Origin of the sequence: Aliagarivorans marinus DSM 23064 (assembly GCF_000429485.1) — a bacterium.
Lineage (GTDB): Bacteria > Pseudomonadota > Gammaproteobacteria > Enterobacterales > Celerinatantimonadaceae > Aliagarivorans > Aliagarivorans marinus.
This window is the reverse complement of the sequence record NZ_AUBY01000021.1, coordinates 55,447-80,717: the sequence shown is the minus strand read 5'-3', so window position 1 is coordinate 80,717 and position 25,271 is coordinate 55,447. Positions and strand designations below refer to the sequence as shown.

The 25,271-nt window shown below is 51.3% G+C and carries 27 protein-coding genes; 22 read left to right on the top strand and 5 right to left on the bottom strand.

Translation table 11 applies throughout. The features are described from left to right. Window positions 1-5: 5 nt before the first annotated feature. Complete coding sequence (dnaN, locus tag G461_RS0110310) at window positions 6-1,106, bottom strand: DNA polymerase III subunit beta (protein WP_026971776.1); 1,101 nt, start codon at window positions 1,104-1,106, stop codon at window positions 6-8. A 20-nt stretch (window positions 1,107-1,126) separates the two neighbouring features. After that, window positions 1,127-2,539 carry a chromosomal replication initiator protein DnaA gene (gene dnaA, locus G461_RS0110305; protein ID WP_026971775.1) on the bottom strand — a complete coding sequence of 471 codons (1,413 nt, stop codon included), beginning with the start codon at window positions 2,537-2,539 and terminating at the stop codon, window positions 1,127-1,129. A gap of 225 nt (window positions 2,540-2,764) precedes the next feature. Here dnaA and G461_RS0110300 point away from each other — a divergent pair, with 225 nt between their 5' ends. From G461_RS0110300 to G461_RS0110260, 11 genes are all read left to right on the top strand, one after another. Next, complete coding sequence (locus tag G461_RS0110300) at window positions 2,765-3,526, top strand: amino acid ABC transporter substrate-binding protein (protein WP_035480010.1); 762 nt, start codon at window positions 2,765-2,767, stop codon at window positions 3,524-3,526. Further along, entirely contained in the window at window positions 3,523-4,191 is a 669-nt protein-coding gene (locus tag G461_RS0110295) for an amino acid ABC transporter permease (protein ID WP_026971773.1), read from the top strand. Before G461_RS0110300 ends, G461_RS0110295 begins: the two co-directional genes overlap by 4 nt. Beyond that, window positions 4,191-4,925 (top strand): amino acid ABC transporter ATP-binding protein, encoded by a 735-nt coding sequence (locus tag G461_RS0110290; RefSeq protein ID WP_026971772.1) that lies wholly within the window; start codon window positions 4,191-4,193, stop codon window positions 4,923-4,925. The genes G461_RS0110295 and G461_RS0110290 overlap by 1 nt, the downstream gene beginning before the upstream one ends. A gap of 214 nt (window positions 4,926-5,139) precedes the next feature. Next, window positions 5,140-5,274 (top strand): 50S ribosomal protein L34, encoded by a 135-nt coding sequence (gene rpmH / locus G461_RS25870; RefSeq protein ID WP_055733490.1) that lies wholly within the window; start codon window positions 5,140-5,142, stop codon window positions 5,272-5,274. Between the two features lie 4 nt (window positions 5,275-5,278). Continuing rightward, window positions 5,279-5,653, top strand: a complete 375-nt coding sequence (gene rnpA, locus G461_RS0110285) for a ribonuclease P protein component (protein ID WP_026959433.1) — start codon at window positions 5,279-5,281, stop codon at window positions 5,651-5,653. Continuing rightward, window positions 5,605-5,859, top strand: coding sequence for a membrane protein insertion efficiency factor YidD (gene yidD, locus G461_RS25865; RefSeq protein ID WP_084429142.1), 255 nt, complete (start codon window positions 5,605-5,607; stop codon window positions 5,857-5,859). Before rnpA ends, yidD begins: the two co-directional genes overlap by 49 nt. A gap of 7 nt (window positions 5,860-5,866) precedes the next feature. Beyond that, the gene (yidC, locus tag G461_RS0110280; protein ID WP_026971771.1) at window positions 5,867-7,495 is read left to right on the top strand and encodes a membrane protein insertase YidC; all 1,629 of its coding nucleotides are present in this window, start codon (window positions 5,867-5,869) and stop codon (window positions 7,493-7,495) included. Window positions 7,496-7,564: 69 nt separating this feature from the next. Beyond that, complete coding sequence (gene mnmE, locus G461_RS0110275; protein ID WP_026971770.1) at window positions 7,565-8,929, top strand: tRNA uridine-5-carboxymethylaminomethyl(34) synthesis GTPase MnmE; 1,365 nt, start codon at window positions 7,565-7,567, stop codon at window positions 8,927-8,929. A gap of 185 nt (window positions 8,930-9,114) precedes the next feature. Further along, on the top strand, window positions 9,115-9,687 hold the full coding sequence (locus G461_RS0110270; RefSeq protein ID WP_157360280.1) for a GbsR/MarR family transcriptional regulator: 573 nt from the start codon (window positions 9,115-9,117) through the stop codon (window positions 9,685-9,687). Between the two features lie 12 nt (window positions 9,688-9,699). After that, window positions 9,700-11,079 (top strand): cytochrome ubiquinol oxidase subunit I, encoded by a 1,380-nt coding sequence (locus G461_RS0110265; RefSeq protein ID WP_026959428.1) that lies wholly within the window; start codon window positions 9,700-9,702, stop codon window positions 11,077-11,079. Further along, on the top strand, window positions 11,076-12,080 hold the full coding sequence (locus G461_RS0110260) for a cytochrome d ubiquinol oxidase subunit II (RefSeq protein WP_026971768.1): 1,005 nt from the start codon (window positions 11,076-11,078) through the stop codon (window positions 12,078-12,080). Before G461_RS0110265 ends, G461_RS0110260 begins: the two co-directional genes overlap by 4 nt. 62 nt (window positions 12,081-12,142) lie before the next feature. Here the strand turns inward: G461_RS0110260 and G461_RS0110255 are convergent, their stop codons facing one another. The 3 genes from G461_RS0110255 to G461_RS0110245 are packed head-to-tail and all read right to left on the bottom strand — an operon-like array spanning window position 12,143 to window position 15,600. Then, on the bottom strand, window positions 12,143-13,609 hold the full coding sequence (locus G461_RS0110255; protein WP_035480007.1) for a nucleoside hydrolase: 1,467 nt from the start codon (window positions 13,607-13,609) through the stop codon (window positions 12,143-12,145). Beyond that, window positions 13,596-15,080 (bottom strand): GGDEF domain-containing protein, encoded by a 1,485-nt coding sequence (locus G461_RS0110250; RefSeq protein WP_026971766.1) that lies wholly within the window; start codon window positions 15,078-15,080, stop codon window positions 13,596-13,598. The genes G461_RS0110255 and G461_RS0110250 overlap by 14 nt, the downstream gene beginning before the upstream one ends. Window positions 15,081-15,087: 7 nt before the next feature. Next, window positions 15,088-15,600 carry a hypothetical protein gene (locus tag G461_RS0110245; protein ID WP_026971765.1) on the bottom strand — a complete coding sequence of 171 codons (513 nt, stop codon included), beginning with the start codon at window positions 15,598-15,600 and terminating at the stop codon, window positions 15,088-15,090. A gap of 236 nt (window positions 15,601-15,836) precedes the next feature. On the opposite strand from G461_RS0110245, the gene mioC reads away from it, so the two are divergent. The 11 genes from mioC (at window position 15,837) to atpA (ending at window position 25,261) form a co-directional block, all read left to right on the top strand. Then, complete coding sequence (mioC, locus tag G461_RS0110240) at window positions 15,837-16,286, top strand: FMN-binding protein MioC (RefSeq protein ID WP_026971764.1); 450 nt, start codon at window positions 15,837-15,839, stop codon at window positions 16,284-16,286. Between the two features lie 346 nt (window positions 16,287-16,632). Continuing rightward, the gene (gene mnmG, locus G461_RS0110235; RefSeq protein ID WP_026971763.1) at window positions 16,633-18,522 is read left to right on the top strand and encodes a tRNA uridine-5-carboxymethylaminomethyl(34) synthesis enzyme MnmG; all 1,890 of its coding nucleotides are present in this window, start codon (window positions 16,633-16,635) and stop codon (window positions 18,520-18,522) included. A gap of 9 nt (window positions 18,523-18,531) precedes the next feature. Further along, on the top strand, window positions 18,532-19,161 hold the full coding sequence (gene rsmG, locus G461_RS0110230; RefSeq protein WP_026971762.1) for a 16S rRNA (guanine(527)-N(7))-methyltransferase RsmG: 630 nt from the start codon (window positions 18,532-18,534) through the stop codon (window positions 19,159-19,161). Between the two features lies 1 nt (window position 19,162). Then, on the top strand, window positions 19,163-19,957 hold the full coding sequence (locus tag G461_RS0110225) for a ParA family protein (protein WP_026959421.1): 795 nt from the start codon (window positions 19,163-19,165) through the stop codon (window positions 19,955-19,957). Window positions 19,958-19,971: 14 nt separating this feature from the next. Then, window positions 19,972-20,892, top strand: a complete 921-nt coding sequence (locus G461_RS0110220; protein WP_026971761.1) for a ParB/RepB/Spo0J family partition protein — start codon at window positions 19,972-19,974, stop codon at window positions 20,890-20,892. Between the two features lie 256 nt (window positions 20,893-21,148). Next, a complete protein-coding gene (locus tag G461_RS23900; RefSeq protein WP_051326742.1) occupies window positions 21,149-21,553 on the top strand; it encodes an ATP synthase subunit I in 405 nt (134 codons plus the stop codon). Further along, window positions 21,543-22,352, top strand: a complete 810-nt coding sequence (gene atpB, locus G461_RS0110210; RefSeq protein WP_026971760.1) for a F0F1 ATP synthase subunit A — start codon at window positions 21,543-21,545, stop codon at window positions 22,350-22,352. Before G461_RS23900 ends, atpB begins: the two co-directional genes overlap by 11 nt. 41 nt (window positions 22,353-22,393) lie before the next feature. Beyond that, entirely contained in the window at window positions 22,394-22,648 is a 255-nt protein-coding gene (gene atpE / locus G461_RS0110205) for a F0F1 ATP synthase subunit C (protein ID WP_026959418.1), read from the top strand. Window positions 22,649-22,684: 36 nt separating this feature from the next. Beyond that, entirely contained in the window at window positions 22,685-23,158 is a 474-nt protein-coding gene (gene atpF, locus G461_RS0110200; RefSeq protein ID WP_026959417.1) for a F0F1 ATP synthase subunit B, read from the top strand. A 16-nt stretch (window positions 23,159-23,174) separates the two neighbouring features. Next, on the top strand, window positions 23,175-23,705 hold the full coding sequence (atpH, locus tag G461_RS0110195) for a F0F1 ATP synthase subunit delta (protein ID WP_026971759.1): 531 nt from the start codon (window positions 23,175-23,177) through the stop codon (window positions 23,703-23,705). Between the two features lie 14 nt (window positions 23,706-23,719). Next, window positions 23,720-25,261, top strand: a complete 1,542-nt coding sequence (gene atpA, locus G461_RS0110190) for a F0F1 ATP synthase subunit alpha (protein ID WP_026959415.1) — start codon at window positions 23,720-23,722, stop codon at window positions 25,259-25,261. The last annotated feature ends 10 nt before the right edge of the window (window positions 25,262-25,271 follow it).

Sequence of the window (25,271 nt, the reverse complement as noted above, 5' to 3'; positions counted from 1 at the left end):
TTAGATTACAATCTCATCGGCATGACCACATACATCGCGTCTTGAGAGTCCGCATCCTCAATCAACGCGCTGCTGTTGCTATCACTCATGCTAAGACGGATCTGATCGCACTTTAAGGTGTTAAGAACATCCAACACATACACAACGTTGAAGCCAATCTCGATAGCTTCGCCGTTATAGTCCACATCGAGGATCTCTTCCGCTTCTTCTTGCTCAGGGTTATTCGCAGTAATGCGTAGCGTGTTATTCTCTGCCTGAAGTCGAACACCACGGAACTTCTCGTTAGACAAGATCGCTGCTCGCGAAAATGCCTGACGCAGCTCTTCCCTTCCAGAGGTAAGTAACTTGTCGCTAGCATTGGGGATAACCCGGCGATAGTCAGGGAAACGGCCATCTACCAACTTACTGGTGAAGGTGAAACCTTCAACGCTGGCGCGAATGTTGTTGGCGCCGATTTGCAGCACAACATTTGCGTCTTCACTATCTAGCATGCGCGATAGCTCCATCACGCCCTTACGCGGTACGATCACTTGCTGAGGCGATAGCGCTTGTTCGGTTTTCAGCTCCGAAAGAGCGAGGCGATGTCCATCGGTAGACACCGTTTTTAGGCCGCTCTCCGAGGTTTCAAACAGCATACCGTTTAGGTAGTAACGTACGTCCTGGCTGGCCATAGAAAACTGCGTGCTCTCGATGAGCGAACGAAGCTGACCTTGCGACAAGGCGATCTCTTGCAGCACGTCCCAATCATCAACCATCGGGAAGTCACTGGCGGCTAAGGTTGCCAAAGAGAAACGACTACGACCGGAGCGCAGCACCAAACGGTTATCCTCTGCCTTACAGGCAATCTCACAACCATCGGGTAGACCACGGCAGATATCGACAAACTTTTTCGCCGGTACCGTTACCTCGCCTTCTACACAAGGCTGCTCAAGCTGGATAGAAGCGCGAAGCTCCACCTCCATATCTGTCCCGGTCATCGCTAAACAGTTGTCGCGAATAACTAACAGCACGTTACCTAAAATGGGAATAGTCGGTCGCCCACCAAGTGCAGCACTAACCTGCTGAAGGGGTTTTAACAACGATTCACGATTGATAGTAAATTGCATAGTCTAAGCAACTGCCTCTATTAAGATGACAAAGTTCGAATGAGGTTTTGGTAATCTTCTTTGATGTCGTGGCTCTCTTCTTTGAGCTGATTGATCTTACGACAGGCGTGCAGCACCGTCGTATGGTCACGACCACCAAAGGCATCACCGATCTCCGGAAGACTGTGATTGGTCAGCTCTTTGGCTAGCGCCATGGCAATCTGCCTTGGTCGAGCTACCGAGCGAGAGCGGCGTTTAGAAAGCAAGTCCGCCACTTTAATCTTGTAGTACTCAGCAACGGTCTTCTGGATGTTATCCACAGTGACCAGCTTTTCCTGTAGGGCTAGCAAATCGCGTAGCGCTTCTCGGACAAAATCGATGGTAATGGCGCGACCAGTAAAGTTGGCGTTGGCGATAACTCGGTTCAATGCCCCTTCAAGTTCGCGCACGTTTGAGCGCAAGCGCTTGGCAATGAAGAACGCGACTTCATCGGGTAAACGAATATTATTCTCACGCGCCTTGGTCATCAAAATTGCTACCCGGGTTTCCAGCTCGGGCGGCTCGATGGCCACGGTAAGTCCCCAGCCAAAGCGACTCTTGAGGCGATCTTCTACGCCATCAATCTCTTTGGGATAACGGTCACTGGTTAGGATGATTTGCTGGTTGCCTTCGAGCAGCGCATTGAAGGTATGAAAAAACTCTTCCTGCGAGCGCTCTTTGTTGGCGAAGAATTGAATGTCATCGATAAGCAATGCATCAACGCTACGGTAGTAACGCTTGAAGTCTTCGATGGCATTGTTTTGCAGCGCTTTCACCATGTCTTGCACAAAACGCTCAGAGTGCATGTAGACAACTTTGGCATTCTGCTTGTTGGCGATAATCCCGTTACCTACTGCGTGCAGTAGGTGAGTCTTACCCAAACCAGTGCCACCGTAGAGGAACAAGGGGTTGTAAGCACCACCTGGGTTATTGGCTACCTGGGTAGCCGCAGCACGCGCCAACTGGTTCGACTTACCCTCAACAAAGTTATCAAACTGGTAGGTTTGATTGATATTGTTGCGATGGTTGGCCTCGAGCGCCGACTTTACTGCGGGCTCCTTATCCCAAGACTTCTCTTGGATAGACGGGGTATCTTTTGGCTGAGAAGGCGCTGGCGAGTTTGCCGGGCTTTGCACCGTGCCACCACTGATCTGCGGTTTGGCACTTAAAGGGCGGCTGCCAACTTCAAAACGGATAGAGGGTTTATCGCTACCGCAAAACTCATCGAGCAAGGCGTTAACGCGAATAACGTACTTATCTTTTACCCAATCGAGAACAAAACGGTTTGGTGCATACAGCACTAGCAAATCTTGACTCTGTTCAACTTGCAGTGGGCGGATCCACATACTGAATTCTGTTGCCGGCAATTCATCTTGCAATCGAGCCAAGATTTGATGCCAAAGAGATCCACTCACTGGGTACCCTCAATATCGTTAAAACGGCCGACTATTTTATACCGAAAGGGCCCATCAACACTAGGATTTAGCGCAATTATTCACAACATCATTATGGTAATTGTGAATAAGTCTACAGCCCTAAAAAACTAACGGTTATTTGATAGCATAAAACGATATTTAACCATCTATTACTAAATATATAGATTATTACACCAGTTATATTTCATATATCGGGACTATATTATGATTAAATTTCAATCAATACTGCGCTATGTAGCCGCATCGGTGCTCCTTATGACCAGCATGACCACCATTGCTCAAGAAACCATCAAGGTGGGCATGTCAGGACGCTACTTCCCGTTCACCTTTGTGCAGCAAGACAAGCTGCAAGGCTTCGAAGTTGATATCTGGGATGAGATAGCTAAACGCAATGATTGGCAGGTCGAATATGTCACCGCTAACTTCTCTGGCTTGTTTGGTCTGCTGGAAACGGGTCGTATCGACACCATCTCTAACCAAATCACCATGACCGACGAGCGTAAAGCCAAGTACCTATTCTCAACCCCTTATGTGGTTGATGGCGCACAGATCGTCGTCCGTAAAGGTAACGCAAGCATCAACAGTATCGATGACCTGGCTGGCAAGCGAGTGGCGGTAAATCTGGGCTCCAACTTTGAGCAGCTGCTGCGCAAGCACGATACAGAAAATCAAATCAATATCGTTACCTATGACGCTGGTATCGAGCAAGATGTCGCCTTGGGCCGCTCTGACGCCTTCGTAATGGACCGGGTATCTTCGCTAGCCCTGATTAAAAAATCAGGTCTACCTTTGGCAATGGCAGGCGAACCCTTTGAGCTGATCGAGAACGCGATGCCATTTGTGGATAACGCCAAAGGCCAACAACTGCAGCAAGCAGTGAATGCCAGCTTACAAGCGATGCGTGAGGATGGCAGCCTGAGTGAGATTTCTCAGAAGTGGTTTGACGGGGATATTACTCGCAAATGAGTAGCTTCGATTTCAACTACTTAGCAGGGTTATTCCCAATCCTATTTCGCTACTTGGGGATAACTTTGCAAATGGCAGCGATGGCCTCGGTCATCGCGCTGGCGCTTGCACTGGTGCTAGCCTTGATTCGGGTGTTTAAACTCCCGCTGGCGAATAGCTTTGTGGTGGTGTTTATCTCGTTCTTTCGCGGTACCCCACTACTGGTCCAACTGTTTATCCTTTATTACGGTCTCCCCCAACTGATACCCGCGCTGATTGGATTGGACGCCTTTAGTGCCGCAGTGATTGGCTTAAGCCTGCACTTCTCGGCTTATATGGCAGAGAGCCTACGCGCAGCGATTCAGGCGGTGCCACGCAGCCAATGGGAGGCTTCCTATGCCTTTGGCATGACCCGGATTCAAGCCCTGCGCCGTATCGTACTTCCCCAAGCCGTGCGCACAGCCCTGCCTTCGCTAATGAACTACCTGATCGATCTGCTAAAAAGCACCTCGCTGGCATTCACGCTGGGACTGGCCGAGATCATGGCGAAGGCACAAATGGAGGCATCGTCGAGCTTCAAGTTCTTCGAAAGCTACCTTGCGGTAGCGCTTATCTATTGGGGCATTGTGCTCATCAGCACCCATTTACAAAGCAAACTCGAAGCACATCTGTCTAAGGCTTACTAATGATTACCGTCAGCAACATCAGCAAGTCCTTTGATGGGCAAAGCATCCTCAACAATATCAGCCTGCAAGTAAACACCGGCGAGGTGGTGGCGATCATCGGGCCATCGGGCACCGGTAAGTCGACTCTGCTGCGCTGCATCAGTTTCCTGGAAACGCCGGATAGCGGGCAGATTGCAATCAATGGACTAAGCATTGATGCTAAACAAAACCACGACAACGATGTGCGTGAGTTACGCAAACAACTCCCCTTCGTTTTTCAAAACTACGCGCTGTACGCCAACCTTAGCGCCGTGCAAAACATCGCCGAACCGCTAAAAACCGTATGGAAGCAGTCGCGCGAGCAAGCCGAGCAAACCGCGCTGCAGGTGCTAAGCGATATCGGCTTGGCCGATAAAGCCCAACACTACCCAAGCCAACTCTCCGGCGGACAACAGCAGCGTATCGGTATCGGCCGGGCGATGGCGACCCAAGCACAAGCGATATTGATGGATGAGCCCACCTCTGCGCTCGATCCCGAATGGGTTGGCGAAGTGCTTACCCTGATTAAGCGCTTGGCAGAGCAAAAACAGACCATGATCATCGTGACCCATGAGATGGCCTTCGCCCGAGAAGTAGCCGATCGGGTGGTGTTTATGAGCGATGGTGGCATCGTCGAGCAGGGATCGCCAGAACAAGTGTTTGGCAGCCCGAAAGATCCACGCACCCAGCGATTTTTAGCGCGATTTACCCGCTGATCAGGGCTGGGATTTGATCCACATTTAACCTACAATTGCGGCGCAAAAGATCCTTTAGATCTTTTTTTATTCTGAAGTCTACGCCGATGTCACTTTTCGTTTGACTTGGACTGGGCTAATGATTAGAATTTCGCCTCTTTTTTACCAGGGGTAGGATTTCTCCTAGAGACTTCTCCTCTATATAGTAAAAACTAGCTAGCAAGAGTAATTACTTATGAAACGTACTTTTCAACCAAGCGTACTAAAGCGCAAGCGTAGCCACGGCTTCCGCGCTCGCATGGCTACTAAGAACGGCCGCCAGGTTCTGGCTCGTCGTCGCGCTAAAGGCCGTGCACGTCTGTCTGCCTAATTAAGTGCTAAGACATTCGTTCAGCAGGGAGTTACGTCTGTTAACTCCCATGCATTTCAAACACGTATTCTCCAACAATCCCCAACGCGTGGGTTCTCCACAGCTTACCTTTCTTGCAATCCCTAACCAGCAGGGTCATCCTAGACTCGGTTTAGCCATTTCGAAGAAAAGTGAAAAACTCGCTGTCGGCCGAAACAGAATCAAACGGCATGTGCGTGAGAGTTTTCGTTTGCATCAACACCGACTTCCTAACGTCGATATCGTGGTGATATCCAAAGCAGGAGTGTCCAAACTTGATGACCAGCAGTTGAACCAGCTATTGGAGAAGTCATGGAAAAGATTACGGCGGCGTTTCGAGCAATCGCCATCGGCCCGATAAAGCTTTATCAGTATCTGATAAGCCCAATGCTGGGGCCTCGCTGTCGCTTTCACCCTTCGTGTTCTGACTATGCAATAGAAGCAATAAAAATTCATGGGGTGGTCAAAGGTTGTTGGTTAACTGGCCAACGTCTATTAAAATGCCACCCTTTACATCCTGGCGGTGAAGATCCCGTACCAGGTTCCAAAAGAACTGACAGTGAATAACTAAATTATGGAATCGCAACGTAATTTTTTGATTATTGGCTTGCTGTTCGTCAGTTTTCTTATCTTCCAACAATGGCAGATGGATTACGGACCGCAACCAGTAACCGTTTCTGAAAGTGTCGAGCAGACCCTTGATACTCCTTCTTCTACCAACACGGATGTTCCTAGCAGCCCGAATATGGCTGCAACTGAAGCCAGCAGCAAAACCATCGAGATCAAAAGCGATGTGTTAAAGCTTGAGATTACCACCCGTGGTGGTGACATTACCTCAGCCAAACTGCTTCAACACACCGTTGAGCAAGACTCTGACCAGCCGTTCGTATTGCTGGAAGAGAGCTCAGATTTCGCCTACATCGCACAAAGTGGTTTGATTGGCCGCAACGGTCCCGATGCGAATCCCAACGGTCGTCCTATCTTTGCCGTTGAGCAAGACAGCTTTGAACTGGACGCCGATGCCGACCAGCTGGTTGTGCCTTTGACCTACCGCGATGAGCAAGGCAACGAATTTGTAAAAACCTTCACCCTGAACCGTGGTAGCTACCGCGTTGAGGTGGATTACAACATTACCAACAACAGCGACCAGATCATCGCTGTTCGGCCATACGCGCAGCTCAAGCAGAACCCCTCAAGCGAAGGCCGTAGCATGGTAATGCCGGTATACCGCGGCGGTGCTTACTCAAGCGACTCAGTGCGCTACAAGAAGTACAGCTTCGACGACATGGCCAAAAACAACTTGAGTATCACCACTCAAGGTGGTTGGGTTGCGATGATGCAGCACTACTTCGTTAGCGCTTGGTTGCCAAACCCAGACCAGCAGAATGAATTGTACAGCGATAACAAGAATGGCTTTGCCTTCATAGGTTACAAAGCCCCTGAAGCGGTGATTCAGCCTCAGCAAAGTGTTCAGCTGGACAGCGCTATCTGGATTGGTCCAAAAGATCAGGCCGAGATGGCCAAAGCCGCCCGCCACCTAAACCTGACCGTAGACTACGGCTGGTTGTGGTTCCTGGCACAGCCCCTGTTCAAACTGCTTAACTTCTTCCACGGCATTGTGGGCAACTGGGGTGTGGCTATCATCCTGATTACCTTCACCGTTAAAGGTGCGCTGTACCCGCTAACCAAAGCGCAGTACACCTCGATGGCGAAGATGCGCATGCTGCAGCCTCAGCTTATGGAAATCCGTGAGAAGTATGGCGATGACCGTCAGAAGTCTTCTCAAGCGATGATGGAGCTGTACAAGAAAGAGAAAGTGAACCCACTGGGTGGCTGTCTGCCTATCTTGCTACAGATGCCAATCTTCATTGCCCTGTACTGGTCACTGATGGAGAGCGTTGAGCTACGTCACGCACCGTTCTTCCTGTGGATTACTGACCTGTCAGTTCAGGACCCTTACTACATCCTGCCAATCTTGATGGGTGCCAGTATGTTCCTGATCCAGAAGATGTCACCGACCACCGTGACCGACCCAATGCAGCAGAAGATGATGACCTTCATGCCGCTAATCTTCATGGTGTTCTTCTTGTGGTTCCCGGCAGGTCTGGTTCTATACTGGCTGATGAGTAACATCGTTACCCTGATCCAGCAAACCCTGATTTATCGCAACCTGGAGAAGAAAGGCCTGAGTACTAAGAAGTAAGCAGTCGCCTCTCTGGTTAAAATGCCATTCAGTGCTGCTGGATGGCATTTTTTGTATATAGGTAAGTAAATGAGTTCAACCGATAGCATCGTTGCCCAAGCCACCGCCCCCGGCCGAGGTGGTGTAGGAATCATCCGAGTCTCAGGCCCCGCTGCCAGCCAAGTTGCCGAGCGAGTACTGGGAAAATGCCCGCCGCCACGGCGCGCCGATTACCTCAGCTTTAATAGCTTGGAAGGGGAAACCCTCGATCAGGGCATTGCGCTGTTCTTCAAAGGCCCGAACTCGTTCACCGGCGAAGACGTACTCGAGCTACAAGGTCATGGCGGCCCAGTGGTTATCGACATGCTGATCCGCGAGATATCGCGCATCGACGGCGTGCGCATGGCCAAGCCTGGCGAATTTAGTGAGCGTGCCTTTCTCAACGACAAACTCGATCTGGCACAAGCAGAAGCAATCGCCGATTTAATCGAAGCCAGCAGCGAGCAAGCCGCCCGCAGCGCCCTACACTCGCTGCAAGGCGAGTTTTCCAAGAAGATCTATTCGCTGGTAGAGAGCGTCACCCGCTTACGCATCTACGTGGAAGCGGCCATTGATTTCCCCGAAGAGGAGATCGACTTTCTCAGCGACGGTAAGATTGAAGGTGACCTGCTAGCGATTATCAATGAGCTCAGTGAGGTTCAGTCCCAAGCCAAGCAAGGCACCATTATGCGCGAAGGGATGAAGGTAGTGATTGCCGGTCGCCCTAATGCGGGTAAATCTAGCCTGCTTAATGCCTTGGCGGGCAAAGAGGCTGCCATTGTCACCGACATCGCCGGTACCACCCGAGACGTGTTGCGTGAGCATATCCACATCGATGGCATGCCGCTGCACATCATCGACACCGCCGGCCTGCGTGACAATGCCGACGTGGTGGAGCAAATCGGTATCGAACGCGCCTGGGAAGAGATCAATAACGCTGATCGGGTACTGTTTATGGTCGACGGCACCACCACCGATGAGCTGGACCCACTGAAGATCTGGCCGGAGTTCGTGCAAAAGCTACCGGCGCATATCGGCATGACGGTGATCCGCAACAAAGCCGATGTCACCGGTGAAAACCTCGATGTGGTGATGGACCATGGCCACCCAGTCTTCAAGCTCTCAGCCAAGAGCGGTCTGGGCATGCAGCAGCTCACCGAGCACCTTAAGCACTGCATGGGCTATCAAGGCGCTGCAGAAGGCGGATTCACCGCCCGCCGACGCCACTTACAAGCCATTGAACAAGCCGCAGAGCACCTCGACAATGGTAAGACCCAGCTACAGGTGTTCCACGCCGGAGAGCTACTGGCAGAAGAGCTGCGGCTTTGTCAGCAGTCACTCAGCGAGATCACCGGCGAGTTTTCTTCCGATGATTTGCTGGGGCGCATCTTCAGCTCATTCTGTATCGGTAAATAAGCCCTTCCTATCGTTGCGACCAAACAGCCTGCTTGGTCGCAACTTTCTGCTTCTGTCCAAAAATCCGTGCATAAATCGCGCAACAAGTGCTGTTCGATAATTGACTTAAATCAATTAATCGATAAACTTTCAATTGTTTCTGAAACTTCAAAATAGTTAACAAAAAAGGACGACCTCAAACAGTGATGTTAACGGCGCAAAACCAAAGTGTTGTATTGCATTTTGGCGAAATGGCCAGCCATTGGGGCTTTAGTCGTTCCGTTGGTCAGGTCCTGGCACTCTTAGTTCTGCACGAGCAAGCATTGCATGCCGAGCAGATCCGAGAAGCGTTGGGGATCAGCCGCGGCAACGTCAGTATGGCGCTGAGGGAGCTTCAGTCATGGCGCTTGGTCAAACTGCACCATCAGGTCGGGGAACGCCGCGAGTACTTCAGTGTTGCCGGTTCCATTTGGGAGCTGGGCAAGATTGTCTTTGAAGAACGCCGGCGTCGGGAGATAGATCCCACTCTCAACTTGTTGGAGCAATGTTTGAACGACGACTCAGCCGATGACTCTCCTTATGCCAAGGAGAAGTTGGCCGAGATCCATGATCTACTTAGCTTGCTGACCCAATGGTCTAGCAGCCTTAACAACTTGAAACCAGAAACGCTGAAAAGCTTAATGAAACTTGGCTCAGGGATTAGCAAAGTTGTCGAACTCAAAGAGAAGGTGGTTGGTGGAAATGGAAGTGATACCAATCTCGATAAAGAGCAAGGATAACGGAGTCGTCCCATGCTTGATACACTAATGCTGTCGCGCATTCAGTTTGCTGCGAATATCAGCTTTCACATTTTATTCCCAACCATCACGATTGCGTTGTGTTGGATTCTGTTGTTCTTCAAGGTACGCCATGACCAAACTGGCGATCCAGTGTGGATGCGTGCCTACCGTTTCTGGGTAAAAATCTTTGCCCTGTCCTTCGCGCTAGGCGTGGTGAGCGGTATTACCATGTCGTTCCAGTTTGGTACCAACTGGCCTGGCTTTATGGAGACCGTCGGTAACGTGGCCGGTCCGCTGCTTGGCTATGAGGTGCTTACCGCCTTCTTCCTTGAGGCTACGTTCTTAGGGATCATGCTGTTCGGTATCAAACGGGTGCCGCCAAAGGTTCACACCTTTGCCACCTTAATGGTTGCCGTTGGCACCACCTTGTCAGCGTTCTGGATTCTGGCACTGGACTCGTGGATGCAAACCCCAGCCGGCTTTGAGATGCGCGATGGCGTGGCTCACGTGACTAGCTGGTTCGAGGTTATCTTTAACCCCTCATTCCCTTACCGCTTAGGTCACAAGCTGTTGGCTTCGGGTCTGACTGCAGCCTTCTTAGTAGCGGGTATCTCAGCCTATCGCCTGCTTAAAGGTGATACCAAGCGTGCACCGAAAATGACCTTGAAGGTCAGCTTGGTGATTGCGGCAGTGCTCGCGCCTGTGCAAGCCTTCGTCGGTGATCTGCATGGCCTGAACACCTTTGAGTATCAGCCACAAAAGGTTGCCGCGATGGAAGGTGCTTGGGAAACCAAGAATGGCGCGCCACTGCTGTTATTTGCGATTCCCGATCAGGAAAATCAGCGTAACAAGTTCGAGATTGGTATTCCGAATCTCGCCAGCTTGATTCTGACCCACGAGCTAGACGGCGAAGTTCGCGGCCTAAAAGACTTCCCCGATGAGCAGCCACCGGTTGCGCCGGTATTCTTCAGCTTCCGCGTGATGGTAGGCCTGGGTCTGCTGATGATCGCCCTAAGCTGGTATGGCGTATGGCAGCTGCGTAAGCGGGGCGAGCTGCCGAAATGGATGCTGCAAGGCCTGGTAGCCATGACCTTCTCTGGTTGGGTAGCGACCTTGGCGGGTTGGTATGTCACCGAGATCGGCCGTCAGCCATGGCTGGTCACCGGCGTGTTGAAGACCGCCGATGCGGTAACCACCGTGCCGCCAGCCAACGTTGGCTTGTCGCTCACCTTGTATCTGATCGTGTATGCAGTGCTGCTAACAGCCTACATCCATACCATTCGTTCGATGGCATTGAAGGCTGTGAAGATCGAAGATTTTGAGACCAACGAGCCAGTTGCCGATGGCAACCTGACTAACCTGGGCAATCAGACTAAGGAAGTACAAGCATGATCGACGCATATTGGTTGCCGGTAATCTTCATCGGCTTAATGGGGCTGGCAGTGATTGTCTATGCCATCCTCGATGGTTATGACTTGGGTGTAGGGATCCTGCTGCCACTGTCGGCACAGGACGAACTGAACCGCGACACCATGATCGCCTCTATCGGCCCGTTTTGGGACGCCAACGAAACCTGGCTGGTACTGGCGGTAGGCTTGATGCTGATCGCCTTCCCGGCGGCCAACAGCTTGGTGTTCTATCACCTGTATATGCCCGTGGCAATTATGCTGATCGGTCTGATTATGCGTGGCGTGGCCTTCGATTTTCGCGCTAAAGCGGCCATCGACCACAAGCAAACCTGGGATCGCACCTTTAAAGCAGGCTCGCTGATCACCACCCTATCGCAAGGCTACATGCTGGGCTTGTACATCATGGGCTTTGAGCAAAGCATCAGCGCCAAGCTGTTTGCGGTACTCAGCGCGCTGGGCGTGACTGCCGCTTACTGCTACATCGGTGGTGCTTGGTTGATCCTGAAGACCGAAGGTGAACTGCAGAAACGCGCCGTCGATTGGACCCGCAAAGCCGGTCGCACCTGTATGCTGGGCGTGATCGCGGTGTCGATCGTTAACCCCATCGTTAACCCGGGTGTGTTCGATCGCTGGTTCGATTTCCCATTGGTGATGTTTGCCCTGCTTATCCCAGCCCTGTGCTTCGCCGCCTTTATCGGCAATGACTTCCTGCTGGGTCGTATGCCTAAGGTTAACGACCGCCACAGCTGGATGCCGCTGCTGCTAGTTGTTGCTGTGTTCATCCTGTGCTTCGTTGGTCTGGCGTTCAGCTTCTTCCCTGAAGTAGTGCCTGGCCAATTGGATATCTGGGAAGCAGCCAGCTCGCCGGAAGCGCTAACCGTTATCTTGATTGGAGCAGTGATTGTGGTACCGGTGATTCTGCTTTACACCGTCTACGCCTACTATGTGTTCCACGGTAAGGCGACCGAGCTTAACTACCACTAAGCAAGGCTTCACTACTGATAAAAAAGGGCGCCGTCAGGCGCCCTTTTTACTGCTCTCGGAACCTAGATAATCCCACGAACACTACTGCCTACTTGGCGTCCTTCCTCCATCTCCCACTGTACGCCGTAGGGGTCGATCCAGTAGAAAAAGGAGATCGGGAAGCCATCGAGTTTACCGGGATGATAGTTATCGCGGCTCGAGATCATCTTGACCCCCTCAATGCCTTTTAGGTAGTTAAACACCTCGTTGCAGTTACTCACTTCCATGGCGATATGCCGAGGACCACCTAAATCGTAGGTGCGCGGCTGAGCAGGTAACTCACTTCGCCCATGCGGATAGTGGTAACACATCAGCTCGAGGTAGAGGCCCGCTTGCGGGTGGTGAAGGAAACGCACATCCACATTCACCTTGCCATCATCAATCCCCGCATCGAGGGCAAAGCTACTCATGGTAACGCCCTGATAATCCATCGCCTGGCCATCTTGGTCGTGGGCTAACTGAAAGCCCAAGGCCTTGCTATAGAAGGCGGTAGCGGTTGCGATATCGTCAACGATGATATTGATATGCGACATCCCTAGCACAAAGTGCTGCATATCGTGGGCACAAATTCGCTGCAGCAAGGGATCCTGCAATGGCTGTTTGGCGGCGCTGCAGTAGCGCACTCGCCAGCCATCCCGGATATCGGCGTTACACACCAGATAGTCCTTTTGCTGGTGGGCTTGAGTGTCACTGTCTGCTTGCTCGATACGGCATTGCCATTGATGGCAGCTAAACCACTCTGGGTTGATGCAATAGGCAGCGGCGACCATGTCGAAGGGGATAAAGTGACCTGCACCAAACATGATTTCCCACTCATGTAGCCAAGGCTCCGACTTGTCAGCGATAAAACGCGACACCTCACTGCCCTTGAGCATCTCATTCAGCTGCTTTTGAGCAATCTGGGTGGACGTGCAGACCTCATAGGGAACCAGCGTTAGCGGGATTGCGGTATCGAGTACGCGCTCGAACGCAGCAACATCTACCTCGAAGTTAAGGTCACGGAAAGGCTTGGGCTGCCAGTGACCAGCAATAAAATGCTGATCGACACTGCGTCGCCCCGCCAATAGCACGATCTCTTTAATATTGCGCAGCAGCTGCGGATAATGCTCAACCAGCAAGGCAATATTGGTGGCGGCTCCGATACACAAAATGGTGAGCTCATCTTCTTCTAAAGCCTTGGCCATGGCATCTAGCGCCTCTGGCATCGGCTGCTGGCGAGCCTGCTGATAGCCGCTCGCCGCGCCTTGATACACCTCGACGCTGTTAGGTCCAAAGCGCTGAATAAAGTCTTTAGCAATGCGTGTGGTGGTGGCGATATCGTCGCTGTTGCCCAGGGTCGAGCTGACTCCAACTACTTCAACCTCCGCCGAGCGCAGACAGGCGGTAAGTGCATAGGCATCGTCGACATCGCAGTAGCTTATCGGTGTGTTCTTCTCCCCCAGGGTAATATCGGTGTCTATCCATAATCGCTTTTGCTTAGTTTGCTGCATTCCCCTTTCCTTGTGGTAGTTGCGCAACGTTGTTCCAGTTAACCGCTTTAATACAGTTTCGTCCGGCTTCTTTGGCCTGATAAAGCGCCTCATCGGCGCTTTGATAGAGCTGCTCCACCGATTCAACCTTGCCAAGCAAGCTGTGGCTCACCGCCAACGAGCCCACCGATAAAGTCACTCGCGAAGAGCTGGGATGGTTGGGGTGAAGGATGTTTTGCTCGGCCACGTTCTCAACGATCGACATGGCGATATCGTGTACTTGTCCGGGCTCGGTGGTTTGCAGCAGTACCACAAACTCTTCGCCGCCGAGGCGAAACGCCATATCGCTCTCGCGCTTCAGGGTGACTTCGATGGTGGCGGCGGTTTTACGCAGCACTTCATCCCCCTTCGGGTGGCCCATGCTGTCGTTGTAACGCTTAAAGTAGTCAAGATCGCAGATCAAAAAGCCAAGGCATTGTCCTGCGCGCTGTGCCTGGCCAATATACGAACTGGACACCGAGGCAAACTTCAGCCGCGAGCCCAATCTTGTAAGGTGATCGATCGAAGATTTTTCTTCTAAATCATCAAGTTGTAGATTGGCTTCTTGAATAAGCTGGGAAAAGCGCTTAGACAACACCCCAATCTCATCGGTACGCTCCAAACCGGGGATCTTCTCAGCGTCAACGTCACGAACGTTCTTGCTCATCGCCCCCGCCAGCGCGCGCAGCGGACTCACCAGCCAGTAGGTGACGCCCCAAATCAGTAGGCTGGAAAACAGCAAGGCAATCCCGCCTTCAACCAATACCTGTCGCTGTATCGCCCGCCTTGCTTCAAGTAACCGGCTGATATCAAAAGCAATAACCAGTTCACCTTGATTGGCATTACGCAGTGGCAAGCTGAAGATCATCAAGCGATTCGGCTCATCCAATAGATAGGCGCGTTTAACATCACCCGGAACAGTGAGCAGAAACTCAGCGCGTTTGGTTTGGTGGATATCGTCGCGGATCCGCTGCAGCCGTTCGATGGCACGCTGCAGCAAAAAGCCGTATTTAACTGGATCCCCTTCGCCGGAGGACAAACGATGCTTGAGCAACTTAACGTGCAGCTGCTGAGCCTCTAAATCTTGCTGACTCAAGTTGGTTTGCCAGGCTCGCTCACTGTCGCGCTCATAGGCAAAGCCAAACGGCTGACTGCTGAAATCGGAATAGGCATGGGCATGAAAATACACCAGTCGCGGGGTTTGCTGGTAGAGCTCCATCGCGCCTTCGAGTTTCACATTGGTGTAGTTAAGACCCGCCGCAGCCGGCGATACCAGATCGATGATCGGATTTGCAGCGGATAATGCATGCTCCGAGGCTTGGGCCAGTTGGCTGTGCCACTCACTCAGATAGCGAGACAAGCTCAATGAGGTGACGAGCGCAAATACCAACACCAGATGCGACAACAGCAGCATCTGTTTGATGGTTAACAATCGCAGTACTTGCTTCGCCATCACAGTATCAATCGAACAGTTCGATAACCGAAGTACTGCAGGTGCCGTTAATACAGATATCTTGGTAGGCAGTATGACAACGCTCGCAGAACTCTGGCGCAAAGGTAGCGTGCTGCTCACTGATATCGACACCGTGGTAGTCGTAGGTGCCATAGAGCGGCTGGCCAGCCAAATGTTCGGTCACAAAGATCACCCCGGGGGTTTCGTACACACCTATCACGGTGATCCCATCATCATAGGGGCCATGGGTTTTGTATTGCTCGATCTTGTCAGGGTGAACGTGCACCGTGAGCTTGGTGCCTTGGCCATCGTTGATCCAGTTGTAGGCGCTTACCGCCTCTTGGATAAACAGTGGGGTATCCTCGGGTAGCACGACATCTCTTCCCGGCACCATACTCTCGCTCACGACGGGCCAGTCGCGCCAGTTTTCTGGGTAGGAAGCGATTGAATCAGCCAGTAGTTGGCCTGAAGAACATAATAATGCAAGCGCAAGTGCGCCTGTTTTTAACAAACGATCCATCTTTCAACTTTCCATGTTGCACATCAACGTCAGGTCAATACTAGTTTATTTCTTTATCAAAAACATAACAAATAACAAACAAGTAGTCGGGCCTGTGCATAGATCTTTTGCACATTAACTATCGCTAAAAGATGAATCTAAACAAGGATCCTATGCATATAGCTATATAGATACCCACATGCTATACACTAGCTACACCATGACGGTGTTGAATAAGTTTTACAGGAGCAACTAGCGTGAAGATCGATCTATTGGTTGGATCCACCTTGGGTGGAACGGAGTACGTAGCCGAAGAGTTGGCGCAAAAGCTGGAAGATCATCAGGTCACCCTGCACCTTGATAGCCAATTGAGCGATCTCGACCCCAGCGCGTTTTGGCTTGTTTGTACCTCAACCCACGGTGCAGGTGACGTTCCAGATAACCTAGCACCTCTCTATGAGCAACTGTTAAGCGAACAACCTAACTTGGCTGGCACCCATTATGCAGTTGCAGCCATTGGCAGCAGTAGCTATGACACCTTCTGTGGCGCCGGACATGCCTTTGATAAGCAGCTGCAAGCGCTAGGGGCAACGGCACTGGTGGAACTGATAGAAATCGATGTCGAGCAAGAGGCTCTACCTGAGGACACAGCATCAGAGTGGTTAGACCAGTGGAAGCAGAAACTTCACGATCTAAACTGTGGATAAACCATGATCTTTCCGCTGAATTACTCATAGTTATTCAAGTTGATAACTTTGAGACCCCATCGCTCTGTGTATAACTAGCTAAAATGATCTCAGCTTATACGCGATCAGATCCCGGATCTTTCACACCTATTGATCCGAGTTATATCTATGATACTTATAGAAAAAAACGGCTTTTCCACAGAAAGGGTGGATCCTAATAGTAGATCCAATAAAAGATCTTTAAATAGATCTTATATTTTTATATTGGATCGCCCTTGATCCGATTTCGATCGAATGATTCCCATTGAGAGGCTAAAGCAGTAGAATATCGCCCCCTTTTTACTCAGGCTCGATTGAGGAAGTACAGATGTTCTATCAACAGCAATATGATGTGATCGTTATTGGCGGTGGTCACGCTGGTACCGAAGCGGCTGCCGCTGCTGCGCGTATGGGTAGCAACACCTTACTGTTAACCCACAATGTGGAAACACTGGGTCAGATGTCCTGTAATCCCGCGATTGGTGGGATCGGCAAAGGGCATCTGGTTAAAGAGATCGACGCACTGGGCGGCTTAATGGCTCAAGCCACTGATTTAGCTGGGATCCAGTTCCGCACCTTGAACTCGAGTAAAGGCCCTGCTGTTCGCGCAACCCGCGCCCAAGCGGATCGGATCCTCTACAAAGCAGCGATTCGTGAAAAGCTAGAGAATCAGCCTAACCTGACCATTTTCCAGCAAGCCTGTGACGATGTGATCGTTGAAGGCGAGCGTGTTGTCGGGGTGGTGACCCAATCGGGATTGCAGCTACGTGCTAAAACCGTGGTCCTTACGGTGGGCACTTTCCTTGCGGGTACCATCCATATCGGCTTGAATAACTACTCAGGAGGCCGTGCAGGCGATCCTTCATCGATTGCCTTGGCAGACCGCTTGCGTGAGCTTCCATTGCGTGTAGGGCGCCTTAAAACCGGTACGCCGCCACGTATCGACGCCCGCTCTATCGATTTTTCGGTGATGCAGGCGCAGCCGGGTGATACGCCAACCCCGGTATTCTCGTTTATCGGATCGCAACAGGATCACCCGCAGCAGATCCCTTGCTACATCACCCATACCAATGAGCGCACCCACGAGATTATTCGCAACGGCCTGGATCGTAGCCCGATGTTCACCGGTGTGATTGAAGGTACCGGCCCTCGATACTGCCCGTCCATCGAAGACAAAGTGACCCGCTTTGCCGATAAGAACAATCATCAGATCTTTATCGAGCCTGAAGGCCTAACCACTCATGAGGTCTACCCTAATGGGATCTCTACCAGCCTGCCGTTCGACGTGCAGGTAGAGTTGGTGCATTCGATGAAAGGTCTGGAGAACGCCCACATCGTGCGCCCCGGCTACGCCATCGAGTACGACTACTTCGATCCCCGTGATTTGCACCAAACCCTTGAAAGCAAGTACCTGAAAGGTTTGTATTTTGCTGGGCAAATTAACGGTACTACTGGCTATGAAGAGGCCGGTGCGCAGGGCCTGATTGCCGGTATGAATGCTTCGCTGGAAGCGCAGCAGAAAGAGGCCTGGTCACCTGGGCGTGAGCAAGCTTACATGGGCGTAATGGTCGATGACCTTGCCACTCTGGGCACCAAAGAACCTTACCGCATGTTCACCAGCCGCGCCGAATACCGCTTGCTACTGCGTGAAGACAACGCCGATATCCGTCTTACCGAACAGGGCCGTAAGCTTGGTCTGATCGATGATCATCGCTGGGCAATGTTTAACCAGAAGATGGAAGCGGTTGAGCAAGAGCGCCAACGGCTGCGTGGGATCTGGGTACACCCTAACTCTGAGCAAGTGCCTGCGCTCAACCCGATGCTCAAGCATCCGCTGGGCCGTGAAAGCAGCTTGGAAGAGCTGGTGCGTCGACCTGAGTTGAGCTACCAGCAACTGATGGAAATCGACGGCTTTGGTCCGGGCTTGGAGTTGCAATCCGCCGCTGAGCAGGTAGAGATCCAAATCAAGTATGCGGGTTACATCAAGCGCCAGCTCGAAGAGATCGAAAAAGCGCAAAAACACGAAAACACACTCCTTCCCAAGGATCTCGATTACAGCCAAATCAGTGGCCTGTCTAACGAAGTGATCGCCAAGCTCAGCGAAGCGCGCCCTGAAACACTGGGTAAGGCCTCGCGGATTTCAGGTATCACGCCGGCTGCGATATCCTTGCTTCTGGTATATTTGAAAAAACACGATCTGGCGAAAAAGTCAGCTTAGGATGATCGGGTGTTAAAACAACGTCTTGAAGACCTGCTTGCTCAGACAGAACTGTCTGTGACTGAGCAACAGGTAGCACAACTCGTGCAGCTGGTAGAACTACTGGCAAAATGGAACAAAGCCTACAACCTCACCTCGGTGCGTGACCCGCAAGAGATGCTGGTTAAACATATTCTCGATAGCCTAGTGGTAAGTCCTCACTTACCTGATGGCGCTTTAATTGATGTGGGTACCGGACCTGGCTTGCCGGGTCTGCCACTGGCGATTATCAACCCAGACAAGCAGTTTACGTTGCTCGATAGCTTGGGAAAACGGATCAGCTTTATCCGCCAAGTGGTGCATGCGCTGGACCTGAAAAACGTGACTCCAGTGTTGAGCCGGGTTGAAGAGTTTCAGGGCAAACAGTTCGATGGCGTGCTTAGCCGTGCCTTCGCCTCTATTTCCGATATGCTCAATTGGTGTTCTCACCTCCCTGCCAAAGGTGGTAAGTTTTATGCCTTGAAGGGGCAGCTTCATCAACATGAACTCGATCAACTCGACGAGGGTTATATTGTTGATAAACTGCATTCTTTAGTTGTGCCAGAGCTTGAAGGCGAACGGCATCTGGTGATTATCAACAAACTGAGCGAAGGCCAATAGCGTGGGAAGAGTCATTGCAGTAGCAAACCAGAAGGGTGGCGTGGGTAAAACCACCACCAGCGTCAACCTGGCCGCCTCGATGGCGGCAACCAAGCGCAAGGTGTTGTTGATCGATCTCGATCCGCAGGGCAATGCCACCATGGGCTCTGGCGTCGACAAGTACGACGATCCTAAAACCGTCTATGACCTGCTGATCGATGAAGATCCCATTGAGCAAGTCATCGTTGAGAGCACCTCCGGTCAATACGATCTGATTGCTGCCAATTCCGATGTGACCGCCGCAGAGATCCGCCTGATGGAGCTGTTTGCACGTGAGGTGCGTCTGCGTAATGCCTTAGCACCGGTGCGCGCTCAGTATGATTACATCTTTATCGATTGCCCGCCTTCACTGAACATGCTGACTGTGAACGCGATGGCCGCTGCCGACAGCGTGTTGGTGCCGATGCAATGCGAGTACTACGCGCTGGAAGGTTTAACCGCACTGGTGGACACCATCAGCAAGCTGGTGGCCGTGGTCAATCCCGATCTGAAAGTGGAAGGTATCCTGCGTACCATGTTCGATCCGCGTAACCGTTTGGCGGCGGATGTGAGTGAGCAACTCAAGCAACATTTCGGCAAAAAAGTCTACCGAACCGTCATTCCGCGCAATGTGCGCCTGGCTGAAGCCCCTAGTTTTGGCAAACCAGCGATGTATTATGATAAAACATCTAATGGTTCCAAGGCTTACTTGGCTTTAGCGGGAGAAATTATTCGCCGCCACGAAGAAGAAGCATTGGCCTTGGCGGCGAATTCATGAGCACGGAAAACAATATGGTGGCGAGAAAACGTGGTTTAGGTAAGGGCTTGGACGTACTGCTGAGCACCAGCAGCAGCGCCAGGCAGCGTCAGGTTGAAGAAGATACCAAGGCCGATAACGCTCAGGAAACGGTCGACAACAACCGTGGAGAGCTGCGTAAGCTGCCAATCGAGTGGCTCAGCCCCGGCAAGTACCAACCGCGTAAGGACATGTCCTCGGAAGCGCTCGAGGAGCTAGCTCGCTCCATTGAAGCCCAAGGGGTGATCCAGCCGATTGTGGTGCGCCAGTTGGGTGAGCAGAGCTTCGAGATCATCGCCGGTGAGCGCCGTTGGCGCGCCGCCCAGCAGATCCATCTACACGAAGTGCCCTGCCTGATTAAGAATGTCAGCGACGAGAATGCCGTTGCCATTGCATTGATCGAGAATATCCAACGCGAAGACCTTAACGCCATGGAAGAAGCGGTCGCCCTTGACCGCTTGATGAACGAGTTCGAGCTGACCCATCAGCAAGTTGCCGACGCGGTCGGTAAGTCGCGAACCACGGTAACCAACCTGCTACGTCTTAACAGCTTGAGCGCCGAGGTGAAGCGCTTGCTGGAGCACGGCGATATCGAAATGGGTCATGCCCGCGCCTTGCTGGCGTTGGAAGATGAGGCTCAGTGTGATGCGGCGCGCACCGTGGTGGCCAAGGCGATGACTGTTCGGGATACCGAAAAGTTAGTAAAAAAACTTCTAAACCCGAAACCTGAGACTAAAGTCGAAAAAGCCGATCCTAATATCGAAAGTTTAGAACAGCGCCTCAGTGAACGCTTTGGTGCTGGTGTGAAGATCCAGCAAAGCAAAAAAGGAAACGGCAAGCTGGTGATATCATATGCTTCTTTGGAGCAGCTCGATGGTATTTTGAACCAAATGATAGATGAAGAAACATCAATTTAATCTATTTTTGATGAGTTTGTTTTTTAACATTTAACTTTACATTTAGGTTCTCAAAAAGCTAAATTTTCCTCACTAAACGGGGGGTTTCCCCCGTTTTACCTCTAACTTCTTAAAAAACCCTTCACTTGTTGGCAACATTTGATTGCATCATCGCCGGTTCATCGTATAATCAAATTGCTTTTAGCTAGCTAATTGTGACTTTGCTCACGCTAAAAAAAGTGTAAACTGGCTGACTGTAACGACAGAGAGGTAGAGGATGTCTGACACTTTAGCCAACGGAGTGCGCACTAAGGCGCTGTACTTCGTAGCTTTTCAGACCGGGTTCGTTGCCTTGCTCACGTTGAAAAGCGGTTACTTATTCGACAAGGAAGTGGCTCTTTCCGTGTTGCTCGGGGGATTAATTTTTTTACTGCCCAATGCACTGTTCACCGCCATGGCGTTTTTATTCGTCGGGGCGCGGCAGGGCAAAAACGTGGTATTAAGTTTTTACCTTGGAGAGGTTCTCAAACTCACCCTCGTATCCATGCTATTCGTAATGGCGTTTGCCCTGCTCGAGGTAGTGCCTTTGGCGCTGCTGCTCGGTTTTATCTTCAGCACGATGACGCAATGGACTGCCTCACTATTTTTAAGCAACAAAAATAGGATGATAAATGGCTGCTGATTCTGTTTCAGGTTATATCCAGCACCACCTCACGAATGCTTCAATGTGTATGGCTGATGGCCATATCGCATTCAATCACCATTGTGAGAACGCCGGATTCTGGACCTGGCACATTGATTCACTCCTGTTTTCAGTTGGTTTAGGTGCCTTGTTCCTCGGAGTATTTTATTACGTAGGACAACGTGCAACAGAAGGGGTACCCGGTAAGTTTCAATGTTTCGTTGAGATGCTTATCGAGTTCGCTGATAACGCCGTGCGCGATGCCTTCCATCGCAGCGACCGTTTTATCGCACCTCTGGGTCTAACCATTTTCGTTTGGGTTTTCCTGATGAACTTGATGGACCTGGTGCCTGTTGATTGGCTACCTCAACTCTTCCATCTGATGGGGGCCGAGTACTTTAAGATTGTACCGACAACCGATTTGAACATTACCTTTGGCATGTCCCTTGGGGTGTTTATCTTGATTGTGTTCTACAGCATTAAAGTCAAAGGCGCGAAAGGCTTTGCCAAGGAATTGACCCTCAATCCTTTTAACCATTGGGCGTTTATCCCCTTCAACTTCTTGTTGGAGTCGGTAACCCTGTTGGCCAAACCTTTCTCACTTGCCCTTCGTCTTTTCGGAAACCTGTATGCAGGTGAATTGATCTTTATCCTTATTGCGGCATTGGTGCCTATGTGGTTCCAGTGGACCTTATCGGTCCCTTGGGCGATCTTCCACATTCTGGTCATCGTGCTTCAAGCATTTATCTTTATGATGCTAACAATCGTCTATCTGGCGTTGGCTCATGAAGATCACTAGTTAACAACGTAAAAACCGATTTATTTATTGGAGATTTTGTCATGGAAACTGTTGTTGGTTTTACTATTATCGCCGTAGCAATCATGCTGAGTATGGCCGCACTGGGTACTGCAATCGGCTTTGCTCTGCTGGGTGGTAAGTTACTAGAAGCCTCAGCTCGTCAGCCTGAACTCGCCCCTGCTCTTCAAACCAAGATGTTCATTATCGCAGGTCTGTTGGATGCGATTTCTATGATCGCCGTAGGTATTGCCCTGTTCTTCGTATTCGCTAATCCCTTTGTCGGTTTGCTGGGCTAAGTCGTCGTTCAATCCGAAACATAGGGAGGTGTCATTGTGAATATCAATGCTACCATGTTCGGGCAGTTGATCTCGTTCGCCATCTTTGTGTGGTTCTGCTACCGCTTTGTGTGGCCACCATTGATCGATGCGATCGAAGCCCGTCAAAAGAAAATCGCCGATGGCTTGGCCGACGCGCAGCGTGCGGTTAAGGATCTGAAACTCGCTAAAGAAAAGGCAACTGATCATCTCAAGGATGCCAAAGCTGAAGCGAACAAGATCGTCGATCAGGCGAACAAACGAAAAGCGCAAATCATCGATGAAGCCAAAGAACAGGCCAATCGTGAACGCGAAAAAATCATCGCTCAAGGTAAAACCGAAGTAGAAGCCGAACGCAATCGTGTTCAGGAAGAGCTTCGTGCTCAGCTTGCTGAATTAGCAGTAAGCGGTGCAGAGAAAATCTTGGAGCGTTCCGTCGACAAGGATGTGAGTCAGAGCATCGTCGATAAATTAGTTGCTGAGCTGAAATAAGGGGCAGGTAGAGCTTATGGCTGAAATCAACACCATTGCTCGTCCCTATGCTAAAGCTGCGTTTGATTACGCCGTAGAAAAACAAGCGATAGAAGAGTGGACCGGGATGCTGGCTGTTGCTGCTGAGATTGCAGACAACGAACAGGTGACCAAGCAGTTGCAACGGGTACTGCCCGATGCGGCTATTTCCCTCTTTAGCGCTGTCGGTGATGGCTACTTTGATGACAAGTTTACCAACTTCCTCAAGGTGATGGCCGAGAATCAGCGCCTGACTGCGCTGCCCGCTGTGTTGGCTCTCTATGCAGAGCTTAAGGCTGAGTATGCCAAGGTAGTAACCGCTGAGGTGGTGTCTGCTGAGGAGCTAAGCGAACAGCAGCGAGCGCAAATTAGTGAATCTTTAGAACAGCGACTAGCACGCAAGATAGAGCTTGTTTGCAGTGTCGACCCAACTCTTATTGCCGGCGTAATTATTCGAGCCGGTGATATGGTGATCGACCGTTCAATTCGGGGGCAACTACGTCGCCTATCCGACACACTGCAAGCGTAATTGGGGAATAGAGCATGCAACTGAACTCCACTGAAATTAGCGAACTGATCAAAAAGCGTATTGAGCAGTTCGAGGTTGTGAGTGAAGCTCGAAACGAAGGGACCATCGTTAGTGTAAGTGACGGTATTCTTCGCATTAATGGCCTTGCGGATGTGATGCAAGGTGAAATGATCGAACTTCCCGGCAATCGTTATGCCATCGCACTTAACTTGGAGCGTGACTCTGTAGGTGCGGTAGTGATGGGGCCTTACGCCGATTTGGCCGAAGGCAACAAAGTAAAAAGCACCGGACGTATCCTTGAGGTACCGGTAGGCCGTGGCCTGCTGGGCCGTGTAGTAAACACCCTGGGTGAGCCTATCGACGGCAAAGGTGCCGTTGATAACGATGGCTTCGCACCGGTTGAGGTGATTGCACCGGGCGTTATGGAACGTAAATCGGTAGATAAGCCGGTACAAACCGGTATTAAAGCTATCGACTCGATGATTCCTATCGGTCGTGGTCAGCGTGAGCTAATTATTGGTGACCGTCAGGTAGGTAAAACGGCTATCGCAGTCGATGCCATCATCAACCAACGAGACTCAGGCATTAAATGTGTGTACGTGGCGATTGGCCAGAAGGCTTCTACCATCGCTAACGTGGTGCGTAAGCTCGAAGAGCACGGCGCCATGGGTTACACCACCATTGTTGCCGCATCGGCATCTGACTCAGCCGCCCTACAGTACCTGGCACCTTACGCCGGCTGTACCATGGGTGAGTACTACCGCGACCGCGGTGAAGATGCGCTGATTATCTACGATGACCTGTCTAAACAGGCGGTAGCGTATCGTCAGATCTCACTGTTGCTACGTCGTCCACCAGGCCGTGAAGCCTTCCCGGGTGACGTATTCTACCTTCACTCTCGTCTGCTAGAGCGTGCCGCTCAGGTGAACGAGCAGTACGTAGAAGACTTTACCAAGGGTGAAGTGAAAGGTCAGAGCGGTTCATTGACTGCCCTACCGATCATCGAAACCCAAGCCGGTGACGTATCTGCTTTCGTACCGACCAACGTAATCTCGATTACCGATGGTCAGATCTTCCTCACCACCCAACTGTTTAACTCTGGTATTCGTCCGGCAGTTGACCCGGGTATCTCGGTATCGCGGGTAGGTGGTGCAGCGCAAACCAAGATCATTAAGAAGCTGTCCGGTGGTATTCGTACCGCATTGGCACAGTATCGTGAACTCGCGGCCTTTGCCCAGTTTGCTTCTGACTTGGATGATGCAACCCGTAAGCAGTTGGATCATGGTCAGAAAGTAACTGAGCTGATGAAGCAGCCTCAGTTCTCGCCGCTATCGGTGGCTGAGCAGGCCATCAGCCTGTATGCCGCAGAGAAAGGCTACTTGCTGGACGTAGAGATTGACCACGTGGTGACGTTTGAAACCTCGCTGCTCAACTACGCTCGCAACGAAGCGGCCGATCTGCTCGCGAAGATTAACGAGAAAGGCGATTACAACGACGAGATTGAAGACGCAATCAAATCACTGATTGAAAACTTCAAGACCACTCAGTCGTGGTAAGCGCATAGGA

Coding starts and splice junctions, on each gene's coding strand:
- dnaN (WP_026971776.1), bottom strand. CDS start 1,106: ATGCAATTTACTATCAATCGTGAATCGTTGTTAAAACCCCTTCAGCAG.
- G461_RS0110300 (WP_035480010.1), top strand. CDS start 2,765: ATGATTAAATTTCAATCAATACTGCGCTATGTAGCCGCATCGGTGCTC.
- G461_RS0110295 (WP_026971773.1), top strand. CDS start 3,523: ATGAGTAGCTTCGATTTCAACTACTTAGCAGGGTTATTCCCAATCCTA.
- G461_RS0110290 (WP_026971772.1), top strand. CDS start 4,191: ATGATTACCGTCAGCAACATCAGCAAGTCCTTTGATGGGCAAAGCATC.
- rpmH (WP_055733490.1), top strand. CDS start 5,140: ATGAAACGTACTTTTCAACCAAGCGTACTAAAGCGCAAGCGTAGCCAC.
- yidD (WP_084429142.1), top strand. CDS start 5,605: ATGGAAAAGATTACGGCGGCGTTTCGAGCAATCGCCATCGGCCCGATA.
- yidC (WP_026971771.1), top strand. CDS start 5,867: ATGGAATCGCAACGTAATTTTTTGATTATTGGCTTGCTGTTCGTCAGT.
- mnmE (WP_026971770.1), top strand. CDS start 7,565: ATGAGTTCAACCGATAGCATCGTTGCCCAAGCCACCGCCCCCGGCCGA.
- G461_RS0110270 (WP_157360280.1), top strand. CDS start 9,115: ATGTTAACGGCGCAAAACCAAAGTGTTGTATTGCATTTTGGCGAAATG.
- G461_RS0110265 (WP_026959428.1), top strand. CDS start 9,700: ATGCTTGATACACTAATGCTGTCGCGCATTCAGTTTGCTGCGAATATC.
- G461_RS0110260 (WP_026971768.1), top strand. CDS start 11,076: ATGATCGACGCATATTGGTTGCCGGTAATCTTCATCGGCTTAATGGGG.
- G461_RS0110255 (WP_035480007.1), bottom strand. CDS start 13,609: ATGCAGCAAACTAAGCAAAAGCGATTATGGATAGACACCGATATTACC.
- G461_RS0110250 (WP_026971766.1), bottom strand. CDS start 15,080: ATGGCGAAGCAAGTACTGCGATTGTTAACCATCAAACAGATGCTGCTG.
- G461_RS0110245 (WP_026971765.1), bottom strand. CDS start 15,600: ATGGATCGTTTGTTAAAAACAGGCGCACTTGCGCTTGCATTATTATGT.
- mnmG (WP_026971763.1), top strand. CDS start 16,633: ATGTTCTATCAACAGCAATATGATGTGATCGTTATTGGCGGTGGTCAC.
- G461_RS0110220 (WP_026971761.1), top strand. CDS start 19,972: ATGGTGGCGAGAAAACGTGGTTTAGGTAAGGGCTTGGACGTACTGCTG.
- G461_RS23900 (WP_051326742.1), top strand. CDS start 21,149: ATGTCTGACACTTTAGCCAACGGAGTGCGCACTAAGGCGCTGTACTTC.
- atpB (WP_026971760.1), top strand. CDS start 21,543: ATGGCTGCTGATTCTGTTTCAGGTTATATCCAGCACCACCTCACGAAT.
- atpE (WP_026959418.1), top strand. CDS start 22,394: ATGGAAACTGTTGTTGGTTTTACTATTATCGCCGTAGCAATCATGCTG.
- atpH (WP_026971759.1), top strand. CDS start 23,175: ATGGCTGAAATCAACACCATTGCTCGTCCCTATGCTAAAGCTGCGTTT.
- atpA (WP_026959415.1), top strand. CDS start 23,720: ATGCAACTGAACTCCACTGAAATTAGCGAACTGATCAAAAAGCGTATT.